We start from the raw sequence: 17,977 nt of genomic DNA on the forward strand, positions 1-17,977 counted from the left end.
ATGAAAAAAGCAATCATATTTGTTCACAACAAAAGAGCAGGAATATTGAGTGAAAATACTACTGGAGGCTATGAATTTGCCTATGATGACAAGTATGCTGGAGAACCGGTATCATTGACAATGCCATTAACCACTAAAATATATTCATTTGCCAAATTCCCTTCTTTTTTTGAAGGATTATTGCCAGAAGGAATTATGCTTGAAGGGCTTTTAAAAATTGGTAAAATTGACAAAAATGATTATTTCGCACAACTAATTGCAACAGGAAATGATTTGGTAGGAGCAGTAACGGTAAAAGAATGGAAAGATGAATAGATGTCCAATAACTTACGAACTATGTGGCACTGAAAAATATAGTGAAAAGGGACTTCGGATGATTGCTCCAAAACTTACTACATTATATGATTTACCATTTACCGCCGCTGAACAAAGGCGAGAAGCGGCAAATCGTGCCAAAAAGTTGTCCATTCAAGGAGTTCAACCTAAATTAAGTGCTGTTATTTCAGTGACAAATCAACAATTTGAAATTGTAGATCAGTTTGGTAATTATATTATAAAACCTCAAAATGACATCTTTCCTGAATTGCCAGAAAATGAAGATGTAACGATGAAAATGGCAAAAGTCTATGGGCTTGATGTGCCTCTTCATGGATTGATTTATTCAAAAGATGGTAGCCTTTCTTATTTTATCAAACGATTTGACAGATACAGTAAAGGAAAAAAATACGCTACGGAAGATTTTGCACAATTAACAGGAAGTTCAAGAGATACCAAGTATGATTATACTATGGAAAAGTTAGTCAAAGTAATTGACGAATACTGCACTTTTCCTGCTATAGCGAAAGCAGATTTTTTTAAACGAGTTTTATTCTGTTTTATAACGGGTAATGAAGATATGCATTTAAAGAACTTCTCAGTAATCACGAAAGCTGGAAAAACAACATTAACTCCAGTTTACGACTTTTTAAATTCTTCCATTTCCATTAAAAATCCGCAGGAAGAATTGGCGCTATCTCTCAAAGGTAAAAAGAGCAATTTCAAATCAACGGAATTAATAGCGTATTACGCAAAAGAACGTCTGGGACTTAATGATAAAATAATTAACACTATTTTATCTGATATGAATAAAAGTAGGTCTAAATGGATTGAACTTGTAGAAGTGTCTTTTTTGTCTGATACTATGAAAGAGAAGTATCTCAAGGTATTGGATAATAGGATGAATAGATTTTAAATAATTATGTACTTTTTATGGTTTTCCGTAAAATTATACATTGTTAAGTATTCAATAGTGTACATTATAAAACGGTAGTAACGACTGTGATTGTCAATGTTACTGTCAACTAAAAATAAAAAACCTTGTAATTCAATTGATTACAAGGTTTTAAGTGGAGTCGCCGGGAGTCGAACCCGGGTCCAAACAAGCAACTAAAAAGCTTTCTACGCGTTTATTTCCTGATTAGGTTTTCGATAGTGTGCTAGGCCAGAAACAGCCACACGCTACTTATCTTCTTAATTTTGAAATCCACCCGAAGCTCATGGAAATCTAGGTTTATTTTTACGGTTCCCCTAAACTGAACGCCACAAACCAAGGCTTTCAAGGAGAATCCAGCTTTCCTATCTGATAGGAACGTGGCGTAATCGTACTATAATTCGGATTATGCAGCTAAAGCGTAGTTATTTTCGCCGTGTAAAAGTGTAAGATCTTATATTTACGAGCAAGGTCTCAATGCTCGACGTGCTTACTTATCAATTCGACTTGCTGTCAAAACCAGTCGACCCCTTTTTTTATTTCAAAATCCAAACTTGAATTTTGAGTTTGCAAATGTACACTTTTAAACTTGAATTAGTAGTGCTAAACTTCCAACTCTATTTCAAAAATCATACCTTATTTTATTCATCTTGTAATTTAAACGGGTAGTCTCCAAATAAAACAGCTAATTTTCTTACGTCATATGTTTTTCGAGTAAATTTATTTGAAAGTGCTATGATGGTAACGCCTTCTTTTCTTAATGTGATATAGGCAGATGTATTACCATGCCACCAACCATTGTGAAAATAAAAGTTTTGACCCGTCTCCCAATTGATCATTCTGATGCCTAAGCCATAATTTTTAGTGCCTTTGCGTTCATTGCTATATCCTTTATAAACTTGGTTTTGCAACTCAGGTGTTAAAAATTTAGAACTATTTCTTGCTCGGTCAAATTTCAATAAGTCCCGTGGTGTGGAGTATATATTCTTATCACCGTAAATAGCATCCAGGTAATCTTTTCCAATCTCTACTTTGTTTCCTTTGTAGGATGTAACCGCAGTGTCTTTATCTCTTTCATAGTCAAAAACATAGGTGTTTTTCATTCCTAGTGGCTCAAAAATAATTTGTTTCATGGCCTCTTTGTAAGGAAGTTTTGTGATTTTTTCAATTATTAATGCCAACATGGCATAATTAGTGTTGCAATAACTGAAACGAGTATCGGTCTTGAATTCCAAACCAATGTCCTTAGTTGCCATGATGGTAAGAATATCTTGATTAGTAAGAATGTCATGTCTGTCCCAAATAGTTTTATCTCTATCCGTAAAATAAGCGTAATTACGCATGCCACTGCGATGATTCAGTAATGTTCTCACGGTAACCTCAGGATACGGAAACTCCTTTAAAATTGTATTTACCTTCTGATCTAACTCAATTCTTTTAGCATTTACTAATTTTAAAATCGCAGTTGCTGTAATTACTTTACTCACCGAGGCAATATGTAGTGGTGTAGACTTAGTAATTACTGTTTTGTCTCTAAAATTAGAGTAGCCTTCATATTTTTCATAAATAATTTGACCATTTTTAGCAACAAGAAAACTTCCGTTTGCACTATTGTTGGGCCAGTTTTTTTTATAGAAAGAGTCTATGGAGTTCCTTTTAGCATTAATGTATTCAGCAGTTAATTTTGTTTCTGGTTTGCTTAACGGCTTCATCTTAGGTAATGTACTCTTTGGGAGTTGGGCATCGCTCAATTCTATTTTCTTTTTCTCTTTATTGCAAGAGGTCAAAATCAAGAAGAGGAGTGATATATGTAGTATATTTGTTTTTTTTATAAAATTCATTTGTGTAGTGCTAGAAAGGCAAATATATAGAATCAATGTCTTTTGATGCATTGTTTTTTTGAAACCTTAACACTATTTTATCAGTAAGCATAGAAGGTAATTTTTGTATTATTTTGTACTTCAGGTCCTAGTAGTTTCTTACTGGTTTATTTTATGAAAAAAACAAATTGAATTTGGTTTAAATTGTTAAATTTGTAACAAATAAACTAAATAAAGTTATATTAAAACAAATTAAAAGCATTGTAAAAATATGAAATTCGGAATTTTAAAAGAAAGAAAAAACCCGCCTGACAGAAGAGTTATTTTCTCACCAGATGAATTGGCCAGATTAAAACAGTTATATCAAGATGCCTCAGTAGCAGTAGAAAGTTCGGATATTAGAGTCTTTACAGATGAACAATATAAAAATTCAGGAATTGAAGTAACAAATGACATCAGTGATTGTGATGTTCTATTTGGGGTGAAAGAGGTTCCTGTTGATCATTTAATTCCTAATAAAGCCTATTTCTTTTTTTCGCATACGATAAAAAAACAACCTTACAATAGAAAATTGTTGCAAGCTATTTTAGAAAAAAATATTGATTTGTACGATCATGAAACTATTGTTAATGCTCAAAATCAAAGGCTAATAGGTTTTGGACGTTACGCAGGAATTGTAGGTGCATACAATAGTATTCGGGCATTTGGGATAAAATTCGAATTGTTTAAATTGCCAAAAGCGGAGACATTATCAGGTAAAGAAGCTTTAATTGCACATTTGAAACGATTGGTTTTACCTCCATTAAAATTTGTAATTACTGGAACTGGAAAAGTGGGTAATGGAGCAAAAGAGATTTTGGATGCCATAAAAGTAAAAGAAGTTTCCGTTGAGAATTATTTGACGAAAAATTATACACAACCGGTCTATACTCAAATTGATGTGTTAGATTATAATAAACGGAAAGACGGACAAGTATTGGATTTTACTGATTTTTATGAAAATCCAACAGAATATATTTCTGATTTTAAACGATTTACTACAGTCTCTGATATCTATATTTCAGGGCATTTTCATGCCAATGAAGCTCCGATTATTTTGACTCGTGAAATGCTTCAATCCAAAGATTGTAAAATTAAAATTGTGGCTGATGTCTCTTGTGATGTTAATGGTCCAATAGCTTGCACACTTCGATCATCTACTATTGCGGAACCTTTATATGGGTATTTACCAAGTGAGGATAAGGAAGTTGATGTTTTTCATCCTGCGGCTATTGTGGTTATGGCAGTAGATAATTTACCTTGTGAGTTACCAAAAGATGCCAGTGAGGGATTTGGAGAAATGTTTATGGAGCATGTAATTCCTGCATTTTTCAATGGAGATAAAGATGGAATCTTACAAAGAGCCAAAATAGCAGAAAACGGAAAACTGACTCCAAGATTTAGTTATTTACAAGATTATGTCGACGGGAAATAAATACCGTTTCTTTAAAAATAGATAGACCTGCAATGTAAAGTTGCAGGTTTTTTTATGGAAATTTTCTTGGTTAAAAAATTGCTTCTTTTTTAAATATTATAAATCAATTAACACCTCAAAATTTAATGAGTTTGTGTAATTGCCTAATTTTGTTCAAAATCTGAAATTTATAATGACTAAAAATATTCCAATTTCCCTACTTGAATTAGCGATAATTACCGAAAATAGCAATGCAACCGAAACATTACAAAAAACAAAAGCACTGGCACAACTGGCTGATAGTTTAGGGTACAGCCGTTTTTGGTTGGCCGAACATCATAATATGGCGCACGTAGCGAGTTCTGCTACGGTTGTTCTTATTGGTTATATTGCCAGCCAAACACAAAATATCCGTGTGGGTTCCGGTGGCATTATGTTGCCCAATCATGCGCCGCTAATTATTGCGGAACAATTTGGTACTCTTGAAATACTATATCCCAATCGGATTGATTTAGGATTAGGAAGAGCTCCAGGAACAGATGGGTTAACTGCACAAGCGATTCGGAAAGATTTCTTTGAACAATCGCAACGATTTCCTCAAAATGTTGCCGCGCTACAGGAATTTTTCTCTGAGGATAATGTTACTGCAAAAGTACGCGCTTTTCCTGCCGAAGGAACTAATGTTCCCATTTGGATTTTAGGTTCCAGTATGGACAGTGCTGCATTGGCTGGTGCCAATGGATTGCCGTACGCCTTTGCGGGACATTTTGCACCGAAACAAATGCATCAGGCATTTCAATTTTACCGAGATAATTTTGAACCATCGGAATATTTAGACCAACCCAAAACAATGGCATGTGTAAACGCAATTGCAGCTGATACGGATGAAGAAGCCGAAAAATTATCCACCAGTTTAACTCAGATGTTTCTGAATTTGATTCGGAATGATAGAAAGCCATTACAGCCGCCGGTTGATTCCCTCGATGGGATTATGCGTGAAGAAGAACATTTTCATGTGAACCAAATGACTGCTTGTTCCTTTGTGGGAAGCAAAAAGAAATTGGAAACAGAATTGAAGCAATTTATCGAATATACACAAATTGATGAATTGATGATTACCAGCCCAATTTTTGATCACGAAGACAAATTGAAAAGCATTCGAATCATGAAAGAAGTAATGGATACAATTAATAAGAAATAGAATTTCGGATGTTTTTTTAAACTAAAATTAACTTATCTTTTGATACATTTAAACCATATAAGTCATGTAAGTTCATTTAAGAAGTTCAATTATTTAAAATAAATTAAATTAAAACCCCTGCAATGTAAGTTGCAGGGGTTTTAATTTATAACTCATTAATAATTAACAATTCATAATTGATAATTAATTATTTAAGGCTTCCTACCATATCTTCCGGTTTAACCCAAGCATCAAAATCTTCTGGAGTTACATATCCTAAACGAACAGCTTCTTCTTTTAATGTTGTTCCGTTTCTGTGTGCAGTTTGAGCAATTTCAGCTGACTTGTAATATCCTATTTTAGTATTCAAAGCCGTAACTAACATCAATGAATTGTCAACTAATTCTTTGATACGTTTGTAGTTAGGCTCTATGCCTTGTGCGCAATGTTCGTCAAAAGACATACAAGCGTCACCAAGTAATCTGGCTGATTGCAAGAAATTTGCAGCCATCAATGGTTTGAAAACATTCAATTCATAATGACCTTGCATTCCTCCAACAGAGATTGCAACATCATTCCCCATAACCTGTGCGCAAACCATAGTCAATGCTTCACATTGTGTCGGGTTTACTTTTCCTGGCATGATGGAAGATCCTGGCTCATTTTCTGGAATAAGGATTTCTCCAATTCCTGAACGTGGTCCAGAAGCTAGCATACGTACATCATTTGCAATTTTATTCAATGAAACCGCCAGTTGTTTTAAGGCTCCGTGTGTTTCTACAATGGCATCGTGTGCTGCCAGCGCTTCAAATTTATTTTCGGCAGTTACAAATGGATGTCCGGTAAACTCAGCAATATATTCCGCTACTTTTACGTCATATCCTTCTGGTGTATTTAATCCGGTTCCTACTGCAGTTCCTCCCAAAGCCACTTCTGATAAGTGTGCCAAAGTATTTTTTACCGCTTTCAAACCGTAGTTCAATTGCGCTACATATCCTGAAATTTCCTGTCCTAATGTTAGCGGCGTAGCATCCATTAAATGGGTACGACCTATTTTTACAACATTATTGAATTCAACAGCTTTTGCATGAAGTGTATCTCTTAATTTTTCAACACCGGGAATCGTAACTTCTACAACTGCTTTATACGCTGCAATGTGCATTCCTGTAGGGAAAGTGTCATTTGAAGATTGTGATTTATTCACATCATCATTGGCTTTAATGAATTGCTCGCCTTCGCCAATGTTGAATCCTTTAAGAACTTGCGCACGATTTGCAACTACTTCATTTACGTTCATGTTACTTTGCGTACCTGAACCTGTTTGCCAAATCACTAATGGGAATTCGTTATCTAATTTTCCAGCTAGAATTTCGTCACAAACTGCACCAATGGCATCTCGTTTTTCGACAGGTAAAACACCTAAATCACAATTGGCATAAGCCGCTGCTTTTTTAAGATAAGCAAAACCTTCAATAATTTCTTTTGGCATGGAAGCCGATGGACCTATTTTGAAGTTATTTCTTGAACGTTCTGTTTGTGCGCCCCAATATTTATCAGCTGGAACTTGCACTTCACCCATGGTGTCTTTTTCTATTCTGAATTTCATTTTTTGTTATTTAAAAATAATTATGTCGTTTATTATGTTTTAGTCCTGATAATTCCGATACTTCAAGAGAAATTTTTTTAATTTTTCTTTCAAAAAGAAAAAATTAGAACCAAGAGCGGTAAACAGCTCTGAGTTCTGAGTTCAAAAATACGGATAATTACTTTTTTATAAAAATTGATTGGTAGTTTTTATCTTTTTTTATTGCTATCAAAAAGAATTAAACTTACATTTGTGGCTACATTCAAAATTCCGGAAAACATGTTTGAATTTTCACAGTATTTAGGCTTTTTACTTTTCTTAACCATCCTTACTATTGGGTTTTGGTTAATGTTTTTTCTAGTTGGTTTCGTATCTTATTGGGTAGGAGGAGCAAGTTGGGAAGCATACAAAGAGAAAAGAGCAAAAAAGAAGCAAGAACAATCAGCTTAAACTTTTTGTTTAATAAAAAAAGGACTCATTTTCATGGTCCTTTTTTTTATGTTCAATAATAGCCACTATTTTACTTATTACAAAAAAAAAGGACTCGTTTTCACGAGTCCCTTTTTTTTTATCCTTGATAGTCACCACCTTCATTTTCATTTTGATTTCGTTTAGGTTGCTCCCTTTCGTTCTTTGGTTTGTTAAAACGATAGGTAAATGATAAACTAAACTGTCTTTCTCTCCATTGCATTTCACTGTAAGAACTTACAATTCCTGGAAGATTACTTTCTACCATTCTTTTTCTGGAATTGAATACATCGCTCACGTTGAATGAAAGTGTTCCTTTGTCCTTTAGTACATCTTTGCTGAATGCTATGTTTGCTGCAAAAATACCTAAGCTTCTTCCTTGTGCGTTATTTTGTGGGCCGTTATAAGTTGCATTAGTCTGCCAGTCAATTTTGTATGGTAATGTGATTTTTGATGTCAATCTTGTAGACCATGATGTTGCTATATTATCAAAATCTTGTACTACTTCATTGTTATTAAAATCAGTATAGGTAAAATCACCTTGAGTTTCGTTTCTGAAGAAATTGAAATTACTGTTTAATTTCCACCATTTATAAGGAGAGTAGTTCAATGTAAATTCAAATCCTGTTCTGTATTCAGTTGCTAGGTTAATTGGAGAACTAATAATTATAGGTGTTCCATTTACAAAATCACCTGATTCTCTTCTTGCAAATTGAAAAACATCAGTTGTTTTATTTATATATAACGAAGTATTAAAGGTCAATTTATCCCATCTTTTGATATAGCCAAAATCAATAGCATCTGAAAACGCAGGATCTAAATCTGGATTTCCAACAAAAATATTGATGTTACTTGATAAGTTACTGAAGGGGTTCAACATTCTTCCTCTAGGTCTTTGAATTCTTCGGCTATAACTTACAGAAGCGCTACTTTTGTCTGAGATTTCATAAGTAAAAAACGCACTTGGAAAAAAGTTATTGTACTTTTTAGTATTGAAATCGTTAGTAGCTAATTGATTGATTTCAATATTAGAATCTTCAAAACGCAAACCAAATAAAGCTGAAAATTTATTAATCTTTACACCATATTGGGTGTAAAGCGCATTTACTTTTTCTTTATATTCTAATGTATTAGTGAAGTTATTATTGATTACACCATCATTATCAACTCTGTAATCTGTAAGTAATTCTGAGAAATCTCCACGGTATCCAGCTTCAAACTGGCTACTTTTTCCAAAAGGTAATACATAATCCATTTGAAGTAAATTTCTGCTTTGAGTTTGATTATTAATAGTATTGTCAAATTTTACAACACTAGTATTTGTAGCAGTGTCAGTTATTAATGCATCGTTGATGTCATCATTTGTAGAGAACGAACCGTCAATTGTTAATTTATGACCGTCTTTTTTAAATTTCTTAGTGAAGTTTGTTGCAAATTCTACATTTTCACTGTCGCTATTTTCTAAATTGATACGATTACGAGTATAGTCATAATTGAACCCTGCATCATAATTATTTTGGAAAACATTATCCACGTTGATACCATTACTTTTTCTGTAGTTGAAGGTATTGGTCCAAGCAAGGCTTTCCGTTAAATACCATTCCATTCCAAAATTTCCATTGTATCCTTTATTGTCTCTTTCGTTTTCTCTGGTTTCATTTACATAATTTCGAGTTGAATTATCAGCGTTCAAATACCTTGAATCTGTAAATGCGTTTCCAGGATTACTGCGGTCATTGTATCCTTGTGTAGTAAAAAGGTTAAAGTTTTTTGATTTATAGTTTAGAGTACCACTCAAACCATAAGTTTCAGGATATCCAGTTGAAGCTATGAAAGTACCGTTTAAACCTTGATTTTTTCCTTTTTTCAATACAATATTTAGTAAACCTCCACCACCTTCAGCGTCATATCTAGCAGATGGATTGGTAATAACTTCTACTTTATCAATTGCATCGGCTGGAATTAATCGCAACGCCTCCGCAATATTAATCGCATTTGATGGTCTTCCATCAATTAATACACGTACATTTTCATTGCCACGAAGACTTATATTTCCTTCGACATCAACAGATACTGAAGGAATATTATCTAAAACATCACTTACAGTTCCACCTTTTACCATAAGGTCGCTACCAACATTATATACTTTTTTGTCTAATTTTATTTCAACAGTTGTTTTTTCAGAGCGAATAACAACTTCATTCAATTGATTTGCATCTTCAACTAAACTGATTAAACCTAAGCTAGTGCTTTTTTGAAGGTTTTTTTGTTTGATTTCGTTTATTTTGAAAGATATAAATTCAATTTTTATATCATAAATACCCGGTTTAACTTCAATATCAAATTCACCATTTGGATTTGTAATTCCGCCAGCAACAGGTTTTGGACTGTTCGGAATTAAAAAAGTAATTGTAGCGTATTCAAGAGGTTGTTTGCTTATTTTTTCAACAACTTTTCCTGTTATTTTGATTTTAGGTACTGCAGGACCTTGTTGAGCAAAGCTGAATAGGGTAGTGAAAAATAGAACAAGAATTAAAACGGATTTTATTTTTTTCATTTTTTTTTAAACTTTAGTTACGCTTTTTAGATTGCAAATGTAGGTTTTGGTTTAATGTTCTAAATCACAAAAAAATGTTAATTAAACTAACTTGGGTTTATACAATAAAAGCGGCTACTTTCTCTAAATCACGTCCTATAATCGCTGATTTTCCATTAATTACAATTGGTCTTTCAATTAGAATGGGATTTGCTACCATAGCTCGAATGATTTCTTCGTCATTCAAATTCAAATTTTTAAAGTTTTCTATCCAAATTTTTTCTTTTTGGCGTACTAATTCAATAGGTTTTATATTTAATTTTTTGATGAGAGCAGACAGTTCTTCAAATGAGGGTGGGTTTGTCAGATAATTGATGATTTCAAACTCTTTTTTTGTGTTTTCCAAAAATGTAAGGCAATTTCTAGATTTTCCGCAGCGGGAATTATGGTATATTTGTATCATAATTTAGTACTATTGGGTTATTTTAATTTGTAAATCAAGGATAGTATTGATGTAACAAAAGTACTGTTTGCGAAACTAATTTAAGTATAAAAATAAAATGAAAAATAGATGTTTATAGAACAAGGAATAAAATCAGATACTAGTTTTTGGAAATACATTATAGGATCGGTAGTAATTATATGTGCTTCTTTTGTGGGGCAGTTGCCACTTTTGATAGCAATATTATATGAAACTTTTTTTAATGGAAAACCATATCCTACAAGTAATGAAGCTGTAATGCGTTTTTTTGACTCTAACTTAATGTTGTTTTTAATACTGATTTCCTTTGTTTTTATTATGCTTGGAATTGTTTTAGTAGTCCGTAATTTGCACGGTCAAACAATGATTTCGGTCACAACATCCAGAGATAAAATAGATTGGAAAAGAGTTGGATTTTCTTTCATGATTTGGTCCATTTTTACAATTGTATCCACTTTGCTTTTTTATTATTCAAATCCTGCTGATTTTGTAATCAATTTTAAACCAATCCCTTTTGCAATTCTAGTGGTAATAGGCGGATTACTTATTCCTGTTCAAACCAGTTCCGAAGAATACATTTTTAGAGGTTACCTAATGCAGGGATTTGCTAATCTTGCTAAAAATAAATGGTTTCCATTATTGATGACGTCAGTAATCTTTGGGGGAATGCATGTTTTTAATCCTGAGGTAGCTAAAATAGGCTATATTATTCTTGTTTATTATATAGGAACGGGATTGTTATTGGGAATTATGACGTTGATGGATGAAGGAATGGAACTGGCTTTGGGATTTCATGCTGCTAATAATCTAGTTGGAGCTTTGCTCGTTACTTCAGATTGGTCTGCATTTCAAACCAATTCTATTTTTAAAGATATTTCGGAGCCTTCAGCCGGATTAGATGTTATACTTCCTGTAGTTCTAATTTACCCGATACTTTTATTTATATTTAGTAAAAAATACAAATGGACGAATTGGAAAGAGAAATTAACTGGCAAAATTTAAACAATAAAATGGTTCAATAACTTAAAATACACCCATCATGATCGATACAATATCATATCAAAATGTGCACAACCTTTTTAAATTAAATGGGTTTCATCTGAATCGAAATGATTTATGCAGAGTTGCATATAGTTTCATAAAAGAAGGGGAGGAATTTGAGAAATCAGTAGGTGATTTTATACTCGATTGGTTTGATGCCAAATCGTATATTGAAATGAATACTTCAGGAACAACCGGAACTCCCAAACTGATTCGTGTCGATAAACAAGCCATGGTTAATTCAGCAATTGCTACAGGTGATTTTTTCGATTTAAAGCCAGGTGATAAAGCATTACATTGTTTGCCTACTAAATATATTGCTGGAAAAATGATGTTTGTGAGGAGTTTTATTCTTGGTCTTGATGTTGATTTTGTTGCGCCAAGTTCTCACCCTATGTTGCAAAATGATTCCAAGTATGATTTTGTTGCCATGGTTCCTTTACAAGCTCAAAACTCTTTATCGGAATTGAGAAATGTGAAAAAGATGATTGTTGGGGGTGCTAGAATGAGCAGTGCTGTAGAAAAAGAGCTTTCTAAATTGAAAACGAAAGTATATGAAACGTATGGTATGACTGAGACTATTACTCATATTGCAGCCAAGAAAATAGGGGAGGAGGCTTTTTCTATTTTACCAAATATTAAAATTAGTCAAGATGATAGAAATTGTTTGGTAATTGATGCTTTGAAAATTTCAAATGAATCTATTGTTACCAATGATTTGGTAGAGCTTGTAGGTGAAAATAAATTTGTTTTTTTAGGACGTATTGATAACGTAATAAATAGTGGAGGAATCAAATTAATCCCTGAAAAAATTGAGAATAAGCTATCGGATAAAATTAACTCAAGATTTTTCGTAACTGGTAAACAAGATGCTAATTTAGGGGAAAAATTGGTTCTTGTTATCGAAGGGGAACAACAAGCACTAGACGAGGCAATTTTTGATGGTTTGGATAAATATGAAAAACCAAAAGAAGTGTTATATGTTTCTAAATTTATTGAAACCGAAAGTGGAAAGGTGAAACGCAAAGAAATTCTATCGGGTATTTAAATCATTTTACTTAAAAAGCATCCGTACAGATGCTTTTTAAGTTTTTATTGTTGCATTTTAAAGTAATAATCAGCTGAGTTTTTTCCGCTTCCGTAGAATAAGAAAAAAACACAAATTCCTAATATCAATAATGCCAAAAGTAAATTTTGGGAATGCATTTCTCCCATGAAATTTATTACTATTGCACCTATGAGAATAGGTAATTGTGCAATTATTGCCCATCTAGTAAGTAGACCAAAAGCAATCATTATTCCACCTACCATATGTGCCGGAGCAATATAATGAACAAGGAACATTCCACCACCAATTCTATCAATAGGTGATATCAGATCATTTAAATATTGAATATTCGTTACAAAAGATATTCCTTTCATAAACAAAAATACACCAAGTCCTATTCGTACCAAATCCACGGTTAAATAAGTATGCGTATTCGCCCACTTATTTAAATTTTTTACGCTGTTCATAATACTATAGTTTAAATATTAGTACTAAGTTACTGATTTTTAATTAAATAATATATAATTGTTTGAAGAAAACTAAACTTTGGAAGCGTGTCTTAGCCCAAAAAAAAGATTGATAGCTATTGTTGATAAACGACTAATAATGCTGTCTTAACTTGTAAATAGAGATTAGTGAAGATTTTAAATTATAAGAAATATGAAGAGATTTGGGAGGTCTTAAATCTCTTATTTAATTTAGAAACCGATAATTAATTCTTAAACCAAGACTATTTTCTGCATGCCCATGTGCTAGAAATTGAGTCAAATCCATAGATAAATTGATTTTGTTTTTAGTAGACCGGATGATAAATGACTTTCCAAAATAAATACCTGAACACAATCCAAATTGCTGGTCACTAGCATATTCAGTTACAAAACCCAATCCTATTTTTCCATCTTCATCAGAGAGTACGTATCCTAAACCAGTTTCGGCTCCAAAATAGTAATTTGATTTTAAATTAAATTGAATATTTGGTTTAAGACAGAATAAACTAAAATTACTATGTAAAGCTCTTTCTGTCAACGTACTTTCCGGAGTAAGTATACGACTGCCTTTTTTGATAAATCTATAATCATAATCAAATCGAATTCCGAGTTCTAATTTTCGAGATATTATTTTCCCAACCTTAGCATTTATTCCTATGGCAAGTCTATGACTTCTATACATTTGTATGTGTACAGGTAATGATGCATTTATCCCTGCTTCCATATAAAAGGATTTCTTATCCTTTAACAAAATAGTATTTTCGGTATTATTTTGTGCATATGTAAACTGCCACACTAACAATAAAAGTGTTGTTAGTAAAACAAAAATCTTTTTCATTTCTTTTAATTTTAGATAATTAAATGAATTAGGTTAAGATTTTTTAGGGCATTATAACTGCTTTTAGGAACCATTAATATAGTTCCTAAAAGTATTATAAATATACAAAATATAGATTTAAGTAACTGTAAATGAGTAGTTAAACTTGAATCACACCTAGGTTAAATTTTTTCTCGATAGGTGAGTGATTAGCCGCTTCAATACCCATAGAAATCCAAGTTCTGGTGTCTAAAGGATCAATAATGGCATCTGTCCATAATCGTGAAGCTGCATAATAAGGCGAAACCTGTTCGTCATATCTAGCTTTGATTTTATCAAACAATTCTTTCTCTTTTGTTTCGTCTACCAGTTCGCCTTTTGCTTTAAGCGAAGAAGCTTCAATTTGTGCCAATACTTTCGCAGCCTGAGTTCCTCCCATAACGGCTAGTTCAGCACTTGGCCAAGCAAAAATTAATCTTGGATCATACGCTTTTCCGCACATGGCATAATTTCCGGCTCCGTAGGAATTTCCTATGATTACCGTGAATTTTGGTATCACTGAATTGGATACTGCATTTACCATTTTTGCACCATCTTTTATAATTCCGCCATGTTCAGATTTGGATCCAACCATAAACCCGGTAACATCTTGAATGAAAACTAGAGGGATTTTCTTTTGGTTACAGTTTGCAATAAAACGAGTGGCTTTATCAGCGCTATCGGAGTAGATAACGCCACCAAATTGCATTTCGCCATTTTTAGTTTTTACTACTTTTCGTTGGTTGGCAACAATTCCAACTGCCCATCCGTCAATTCTGGCGTAACCAGTAATAATAGTTTGGCCATAACCATCTTTATAGGCCTCAAATTCAGAGTTATCAACAAGACGATTGATGATTTCCATCATATCATATTGTTCGTTTCTGGCTTTTGGCAAAACACCATAGATTTCTTTTTCGTCTAATACTGGTTTCTCTGCTTTAATTCGGTTGTAACCAGCTTTGTCATAATCACCTATTTTATCAACTATATTTTTTATTCTGTCTAATGCGTCTTTATCATCTTTTGCTTTGTAGTCTGTCACGCCAGAAATTTCACAATGTGTGGTTGCGCCACCTAAAGTTTCATTATCGATACTTTCGCCAATGGCCGCTTTCACTAAATAACTTCCAGCTAAAAAAATACTTCCTGTTTTATCCACAATCATAGCTTCGTCACTCATGATTGGCAAATAAGCGCCACCGGCAACACAACTTCCCATTACAGCAGCAATTTGGGTAATTCCCATACTACTCATTTGGGCATTATTTCTAAAAATTCGACCAAAATGTTCTTTGTCTGGGAAAATTTCATCTTGTAAAGGTAAATATACTCCTGCGCTGTCTACTAGATAGATGATAGGTAGCCTGTTTTCCATTGCGATTTCTTGTGCTCGCAGGTTTTTCTTTGCGGTTATAGGGAACCAAGCTCCCGCTTTTACGGTAGCATCATTAGCTACAACAATACATTGTTTGCCTCTAATATATCCTATTTTTACAACAACTCCTCCAGATGGACAACCACCATGTTCCGCATACATTCCTTCGCCAACAAAGGCACCAATTTCAATGCTGTTAGCTTTTGCGTCAAGCAAATAATCGATACGTTCTCTTGCGGTCATTTTGCCTTCACCATGTAATTTTTGGATGCGTTTTTCACCACCGCCTAATTTAACTGCACTTAATTTTTGTCGCAATGCCGAAAGTAAAAGTTTATTGTGGTCTTCGTTTTTGTTGAAGTTTAAATCCATGATGAAATAGTGTTAAAAATAGTTTGGGCTAAAATACAAAATCCAACGAAATAAATTTTATTATTTTCTAGGTTTAGAGAGAAAATAGAAGATATATTTAGTATTAAAACAAAAAAACAGAAGTTTACTTCTGTTTTTTTATGAATTTAATAAAAAAGGAATGGTTTATTTTTTGGACTCATTGACAAGCCTTTTTAGAATTGCCCATTGTTTTAATGCATCTCTAGCTTCTATAGCAGGATATCCTAACATGGTTTTTCCGGCTGGAATATCTCCAGTAACTCCTGAACCAGCACCTACAATAGCACCATCACCTATAGTAGTGTGGTCTTTTATCGATGCGCTACCGCCAATGATTACGCCATTTCCTAACGTTACTGAACCAGCTAATCCACTGTTTCCTGCCATAATACAGAATTTGCCTAATTTACTGTTATGACCTATTTGAACTAAGTTATCAATTTTACAACCGTCACCCAATACTGTTGAACTGAATTTCCCTCTATCAACACAGGAGTTAGCACCAATTTCAACATTATTGCCAATGATCACATTTCCAATTTGCGGAATTTTCACCAAACCTCTTTGAGGGTCAGGACGAAAACCAAAACCATCGGCGCCAATTGTTGCGTTAGGGTGTAAAATACAGTCATTGCCAATATGGCAACGTTCTCTAACGACTGTTCCAGACCAAATCACGGTGTTTTTTCCTATTGTAGATTCATCAAGAATAGTCACATTTGGATAAATCGTAGTATTGTCTCCAATAATAACTTTAGGTCCTATATAGCATCCAGCCCCAATCCTGGCTCCATTACAAATAGTTGCAGTTGGGTCAATTACAGCATTTGGATGTATATCTACAACAAATAATGGAGTTGGAGGAGCAAAAAGTTCCAATACTTGGGACATGGCTAAATCAGCATTTTTTACTTTTATAAAAGCCCTGTCTTCTCCTGGTTCTATAGATATATCCTCGTTGACAACTGCTACACAAGCTTTGGATGTTGACCAAAGTTTTTCGTATTTTTTGTTTCCAATAAATGAAATTTCAGATTCATTAGCGGCTTCAAGTTGTTCAGGTGCGGTAATATTGTGAAAAGTATTTCCCACTATTTCTCCTTTTAGAACTTCATTAATTTCTTGAATTGTATAGGATTTCATTGAAAAACTGGATGTTTTTGAGTTAAATATTTTTCAAATAAAAGAATTTACCCTTAGTTATCCTAATTAATACTCCATTTTAGTTCTACCAATCTTTTTTTGTTTTCCTTCAAATGCATGTAAGGTAATCGGAAGTTTGTGCTTTGTTACAATTGTCTTACCATCAATCTTTCCAGGTAGCCATTTTGGACTTCTTACTAATGTCTGGATCACTGCTAAATCAATTTCTTTGTTCACGCTTTTTATTACTTCAAAATGATTTAAAGTACCATCCAATTCTACTGAAAACCCAATTATAACTTGGCCAAAACTATTATTTGGTTTTTTAAAATCAGAGGCAATGAAGTCATAAAATGCTTTTTCTCCTCCGGGGAATTCTGCTTTTATGTGGTAAGGGTAAAACGCTATCTCTGTTTCGTTTTCATCAAAACATTTCCCATCAACAAATTCCCCGTTTTTATAATTCTCAATTCTTTTAATTTTTCCAGACTCGTAATAGCGTGTTTGTGAACCTTCTTGTTTTCCTTTTAGATAAATCGCTAATGATTCCTTTTTTCCGTTAGGATACCAACGCTCTGAAGTTCCGTCGATCTCCCTCTTCTTGTAGTTTGAAAAATAATCTTTAGAATAGATACTATCGTTTATGTAAAAAGTAGTTCTTAGAGTTCCTTTGCCTTTTGGCTCATAAATACTATAGTATGTTGCATTGGATTGTGTTGGTAATTCTTTAAAGTCCTCCGTAAAATATATTTTTTTCTGAGCATAAAAAGGTATCGAAGATAACAAAACGAATAGAAGAAGAATTTTTTTCATTTGATAAAGGGTGATTTTTAAAGCGAAAATAATAAAAAAATCCTA

At 33.2% G+C, this 17,977-nt stretch carries 16 protein-coding genes and 1 other RNA gene; 7 read left to right on the plus strand and 10 right to left on the minus strand.

Annotated elements, in window-relative coordinates; all coding sequences use genetic code 11:
- Together V5J73_RS06125 and V5J73_RS06130 are read left to right on the plus strand one after the other, a co-directional pair.
- The gene (locus tag V5J73_RS06125; protein ID WP_338648315.1) at positions 1-315 is read left to right on the plus strand and encodes a HipA N-terminal domain-containing protein; all 315 of its coding nucleotides are present in this window, start codon (positions 1-3) and stop codon (positions 313-315) included.
- The gene (locus tag V5J73_RS06130) at positions 308-1,231 is read left to right on the plus strand and encodes a HipA domain-containing protein (RefSeq protein ID WP_338648316.1); all 924 of its coding nucleotides are present in this window, start codon (positions 308-310) and stop codon (positions 1,229-1,231) included. Before V5J73_RS06125 ends, V5J73_RS06130 begins: the two co-directional genes overlap by 8 nt.
- Positions 1,232-1,383: 152 nt before the next feature.
- Here the strand turns inward: V5J73_RS06130 and ssrA are convergent.
- Together ssrA and V5J73_RS06140 are read right to left on the minus strand one after the other, a co-directional pair.
- Positions 1,384-1,780: a transfer-messenger RNA gene (gene ssrA / locus V5J73_RS06135) on the minus strand.
- Positions 1,781-1,890: 110 nt separating this feature from the next.
- Positions 1,891-3,090: a serine hydrolase domain-containing protein gene (locus V5J73_RS06140; RefSeq protein WP_338648317.1), complete on the minus strand. Its 1,200-nt coding sequence runs from the start codon at positions 3,088-3,090 to the stop codon at positions 1,891-1,893.
- A gap of 250 nt (positions 3,091-3,340) precedes the next feature.
- Between V5J73_RS06140 and V5J73_RS06145 the strand changes: the two genes are divergently transcribed.
- Together V5J73_RS06145 and V5J73_RS06150 are read left to right on the plus strand one after the other, a co-directional pair.
- Positions 3,341-4,543, plus strand: coding sequence for an NAD(P)-dependent oxidoreductase (locus V5J73_RS06145; RefSeq protein WP_338648318.1), 1,203 nt, complete (start codon positions 3,341-3,343; stop codon positions 4,541-4,543).
- A gap of 172 nt (positions 4,544-4,715) precedes the next feature.
- On the plus strand, positions 4,716-5,723 hold the full coding sequence (locus V5J73_RS06150; RefSeq protein WP_338648319.1) for an LLM class flavin-dependent oxidoreductase: 1,008 nt from the start codon (positions 4,716-4,718) through the stop codon (positions 5,721-5,723).
- A gap of 187 nt (positions 5,724-5,910) precedes the next feature.
- Here V5J73_RS06150 and fumC read toward each other — a convergent pair whose 3' ends face one another.
- Positions 5,911-7,308, minus strand: a complete 1,398-nt coding sequence (fumC, locus tag V5J73_RS06155) for a class II fumarate hydratase (protein WP_099715727.1) — start codon at positions 7,306-7,308, stop codon at positions 5,911-5,913.
- A gap of 231 nt (positions 7,309-7,539) precedes the next feature.
- Between fumC and V5J73_RS06160 the strand changes: the two genes are divergently transcribed.
- Positions 7,540-7,737 (plus strand): hypothetical protein, encoded by a 198-nt coding sequence (locus V5J73_RS06160; RefSeq protein WP_338648656.1) that lies wholly within the window; start codon positions 7,540-7,542, stop codon positions 7,735-7,737.
- Between the two features lie 118 nt (positions 7,738-7,855).
- Here V5J73_RS06160 and V5J73_RS06165 read toward each other — a convergent pair whose 3' ends face one another.
- Together V5J73_RS06165 and arsC are read right to left on the minus strand one after the other, a co-directional pair.
- Positions 7,856-10,312: a TonB-dependent receptor domain-containing protein gene (locus V5J73_RS06165; protein WP_338648321.1), complete on the minus strand. Its 2,457-nt coding sequence runs from the start codon at positions 10,310-10,312 to the stop codon at positions 7,856-7,858.
- Between the two features lie 97 nt (positions 10,313-10,409).
- Positions 10,410-10,754, minus strand: coding sequence for an arsenate reductase (glutaredoxin) (gene arsC / locus V5J73_RS06170; protein WP_338648322.1), 345 nt, complete (start codon positions 10,752-10,754; stop codon positions 10,410-10,412).
- 108 nt (positions 10,755-10,862) lie between these two features.
- Between arsC and V5J73_RS06175 the strand changes: the two genes are divergently transcribed.
- Both V5J73_RS06175 and V5J73_RS06180 read left to right on the plus strand, forming a co-directional pair.
- On the plus strand, positions 10,863-11,774 hold the full coding sequence (locus tag V5J73_RS06175) for a CPBP family intramembrane glutamic endopeptidase (protein WP_338648324.1): 912 nt from the start codon (positions 10,863-10,865) through the stop codon (positions 11,772-11,774).
- Between the two features lie 37 nt (positions 11,775-11,811).
- A complete protein-coding gene (locus V5J73_RS06180) occupies positions 11,812-12,861 on the plus strand; it encodes an AMP-binding protein (protein ID WP_445236416.1) in 1,050 nt (349 codons plus the stop codon).
- 44 nt (positions 12,862-12,905) lie between these two features.
- On the opposite strand, the gene V5J73_RS06185 is transcribed toward V5J73_RS06180, so the two are convergent.
- From V5J73_RS06185 to V5J73_RS06205, 5 genes are all read right to left on the minus strand, one after another.
- On the minus strand, positions 12,906-13,328 hold the full coding sequence (locus tag V5J73_RS06185; protein ID WP_338648325.1) for a DoxX family protein: 423 nt from the start codon (positions 13,326-13,328) through the stop codon (positions 12,906-12,908).
- A gap of 226 nt (positions 13,329-13,554) precedes the next feature.
- Entirely contained in the window at positions 13,555-14,187 is a 633-nt protein-coding gene (locus V5J73_RS06190; protein ID WP_338648326.1) for a hypothetical protein, read from the minus strand.
- A gap of 139 nt (positions 14,188-14,326) precedes the next feature.
- On the minus strand, positions 14,327-15,955 hold the full coding sequence (locus V5J73_RS06195; RefSeq protein WP_338648327.1) for an acyl-CoA carboxylase subunit beta: 1,629 nt from the start codon (positions 15,953-15,955) through the stop codon (positions 14,327-14,329).
- 165 nt (positions 15,956-16,120) lie between these two features.
- Positions 16,121-17,119 carry a UDP-3-O-(3-hydroxymyristoyl)glucosamine N-acyltransferase gene (gene lpxD, locus V5J73_RS06200; protein ID WP_338648328.1) on the minus strand — a complete coding sequence of 333 codons (999 nt, stop codon included), beginning with the start codon at positions 17,117-17,119 and terminating at the stop codon, positions 16,121-16,123.
- Positions 17,120-17,185: 66 nt separating this feature from the next.
- Positions 17,186-17,932, minus strand: a complete 747-nt coding sequence (locus V5J73_RS06205) for an energy transducer TonB (protein WP_338648329.1) — start codon at positions 17,930-17,932, stop codon at positions 17,186-17,188.
- Positions 17,933-17,977 lie beyond the last annotated feature (45 nt).

The sequence above is a fragment of the Flavobacterium sp. KS-LB2 genome (genome assembly GCF_036895565.1).
Classification (GTDB): Bacteria; Bacteroidota; Bacteroidia; order Flavobacteriales; family Flavobacteriaceae; genus Flavobacterium.

Coding starts and splice junctions, on each gene's coding strand:
- V5J73_RS06125 (WP_338648315.1), top strand. CDS start 1: ATGAAAAAAGCAATCATATTTGTTCACAACAAAAGAGCAGGAATATTG.
- V5J73_RS06130 (WP_338648316.1), top strand. CDS start 308: ATGAATAGATGTCCAATAACTTACGAACTATGTGGCACTGAAAAATAT.
- V5J73_RS06140 (WP_338648317.1), bottom strand. CDS start 3,090: ATGAATTTTATAAAAAAAACAAATATACTACATATATCACTCCTCTTC.
- V5J73_RS06145 (WP_338648318.1), top strand. CDS start 3,341: ATGAAATTCGGAATTTTAAAAGAAAGAAAAAACCCGCCTGACAGAAGA.
- V5J73_RS06150 (WP_338648319.1), top strand. CDS start 4,716: ATGACTAAAAATATTCCAATTTCCCTACTTGAATTAGCGATAATTACC.
- fumC (WP_099715727.1), bottom strand. CDS start 7,308: ATGAAATTCAGAATAGAAAAAGACACCATGGGTGAAGTGCAAGTTCCA.
- V5J73_RS06165 (WP_338648321.1), bottom strand. CDS start 10,312: ATGAAAAAAATAAAATCCGTTTTAATTCTTGTTCTATTTTTCACTACC.
- arsC (WP_338648322.1), bottom strand. CDS start 10,754: ATGATACAAATATACCATAATTCCCGCTGCGGAAAATCTAGAAATTGC.
- V5J73_RS06175 (WP_338648324.1), top strand. CDS start 10,863: ATGTTTATAGAACAAGGAATAAAATCAGATACTAGTTTTTGGAAATAC.
- V5J73_RS06180 (WP_445236416.1), top strand. CDS start 11,812: ATGATCGATACAATATCATATCAAAATGTGCACAACCTTTTTAAATTA.
- V5J73_RS06185 (WP_338648325.1), bottom strand. CDS start 13,328: ATGAACAGCGTAAAAAATTTAAATAAGTGGGCGAATACGCATACTTAT.
- V5J73_RS06190 (WP_338648326.1), bottom strand. CDS start 14,187: ATGAAAAAGATTTTTGTTTTACTAACAACACTTTTATTGTTAGTGTGG.
- V5J73_RS06195 (WP_338648327.1), bottom strand. CDS start 15,955: ATGGATTTAAACTTCAACAAAAACGAAGACCACAATAAACTTTTACTT.
- lpxD (WP_338648328.1), bottom strand. CDS start 17,119: ATGAAATCCTATACAATTCAAGAAATTAATGAAGTTCTAAAAGGAGAA.
- V5J73_RS06205 (WP_338648329.1), bottom strand. CDS start 17,932: ATGAAAAAAATTCTTCTTCTATTCGTTTTGTTATCTTCGATACCTTTT.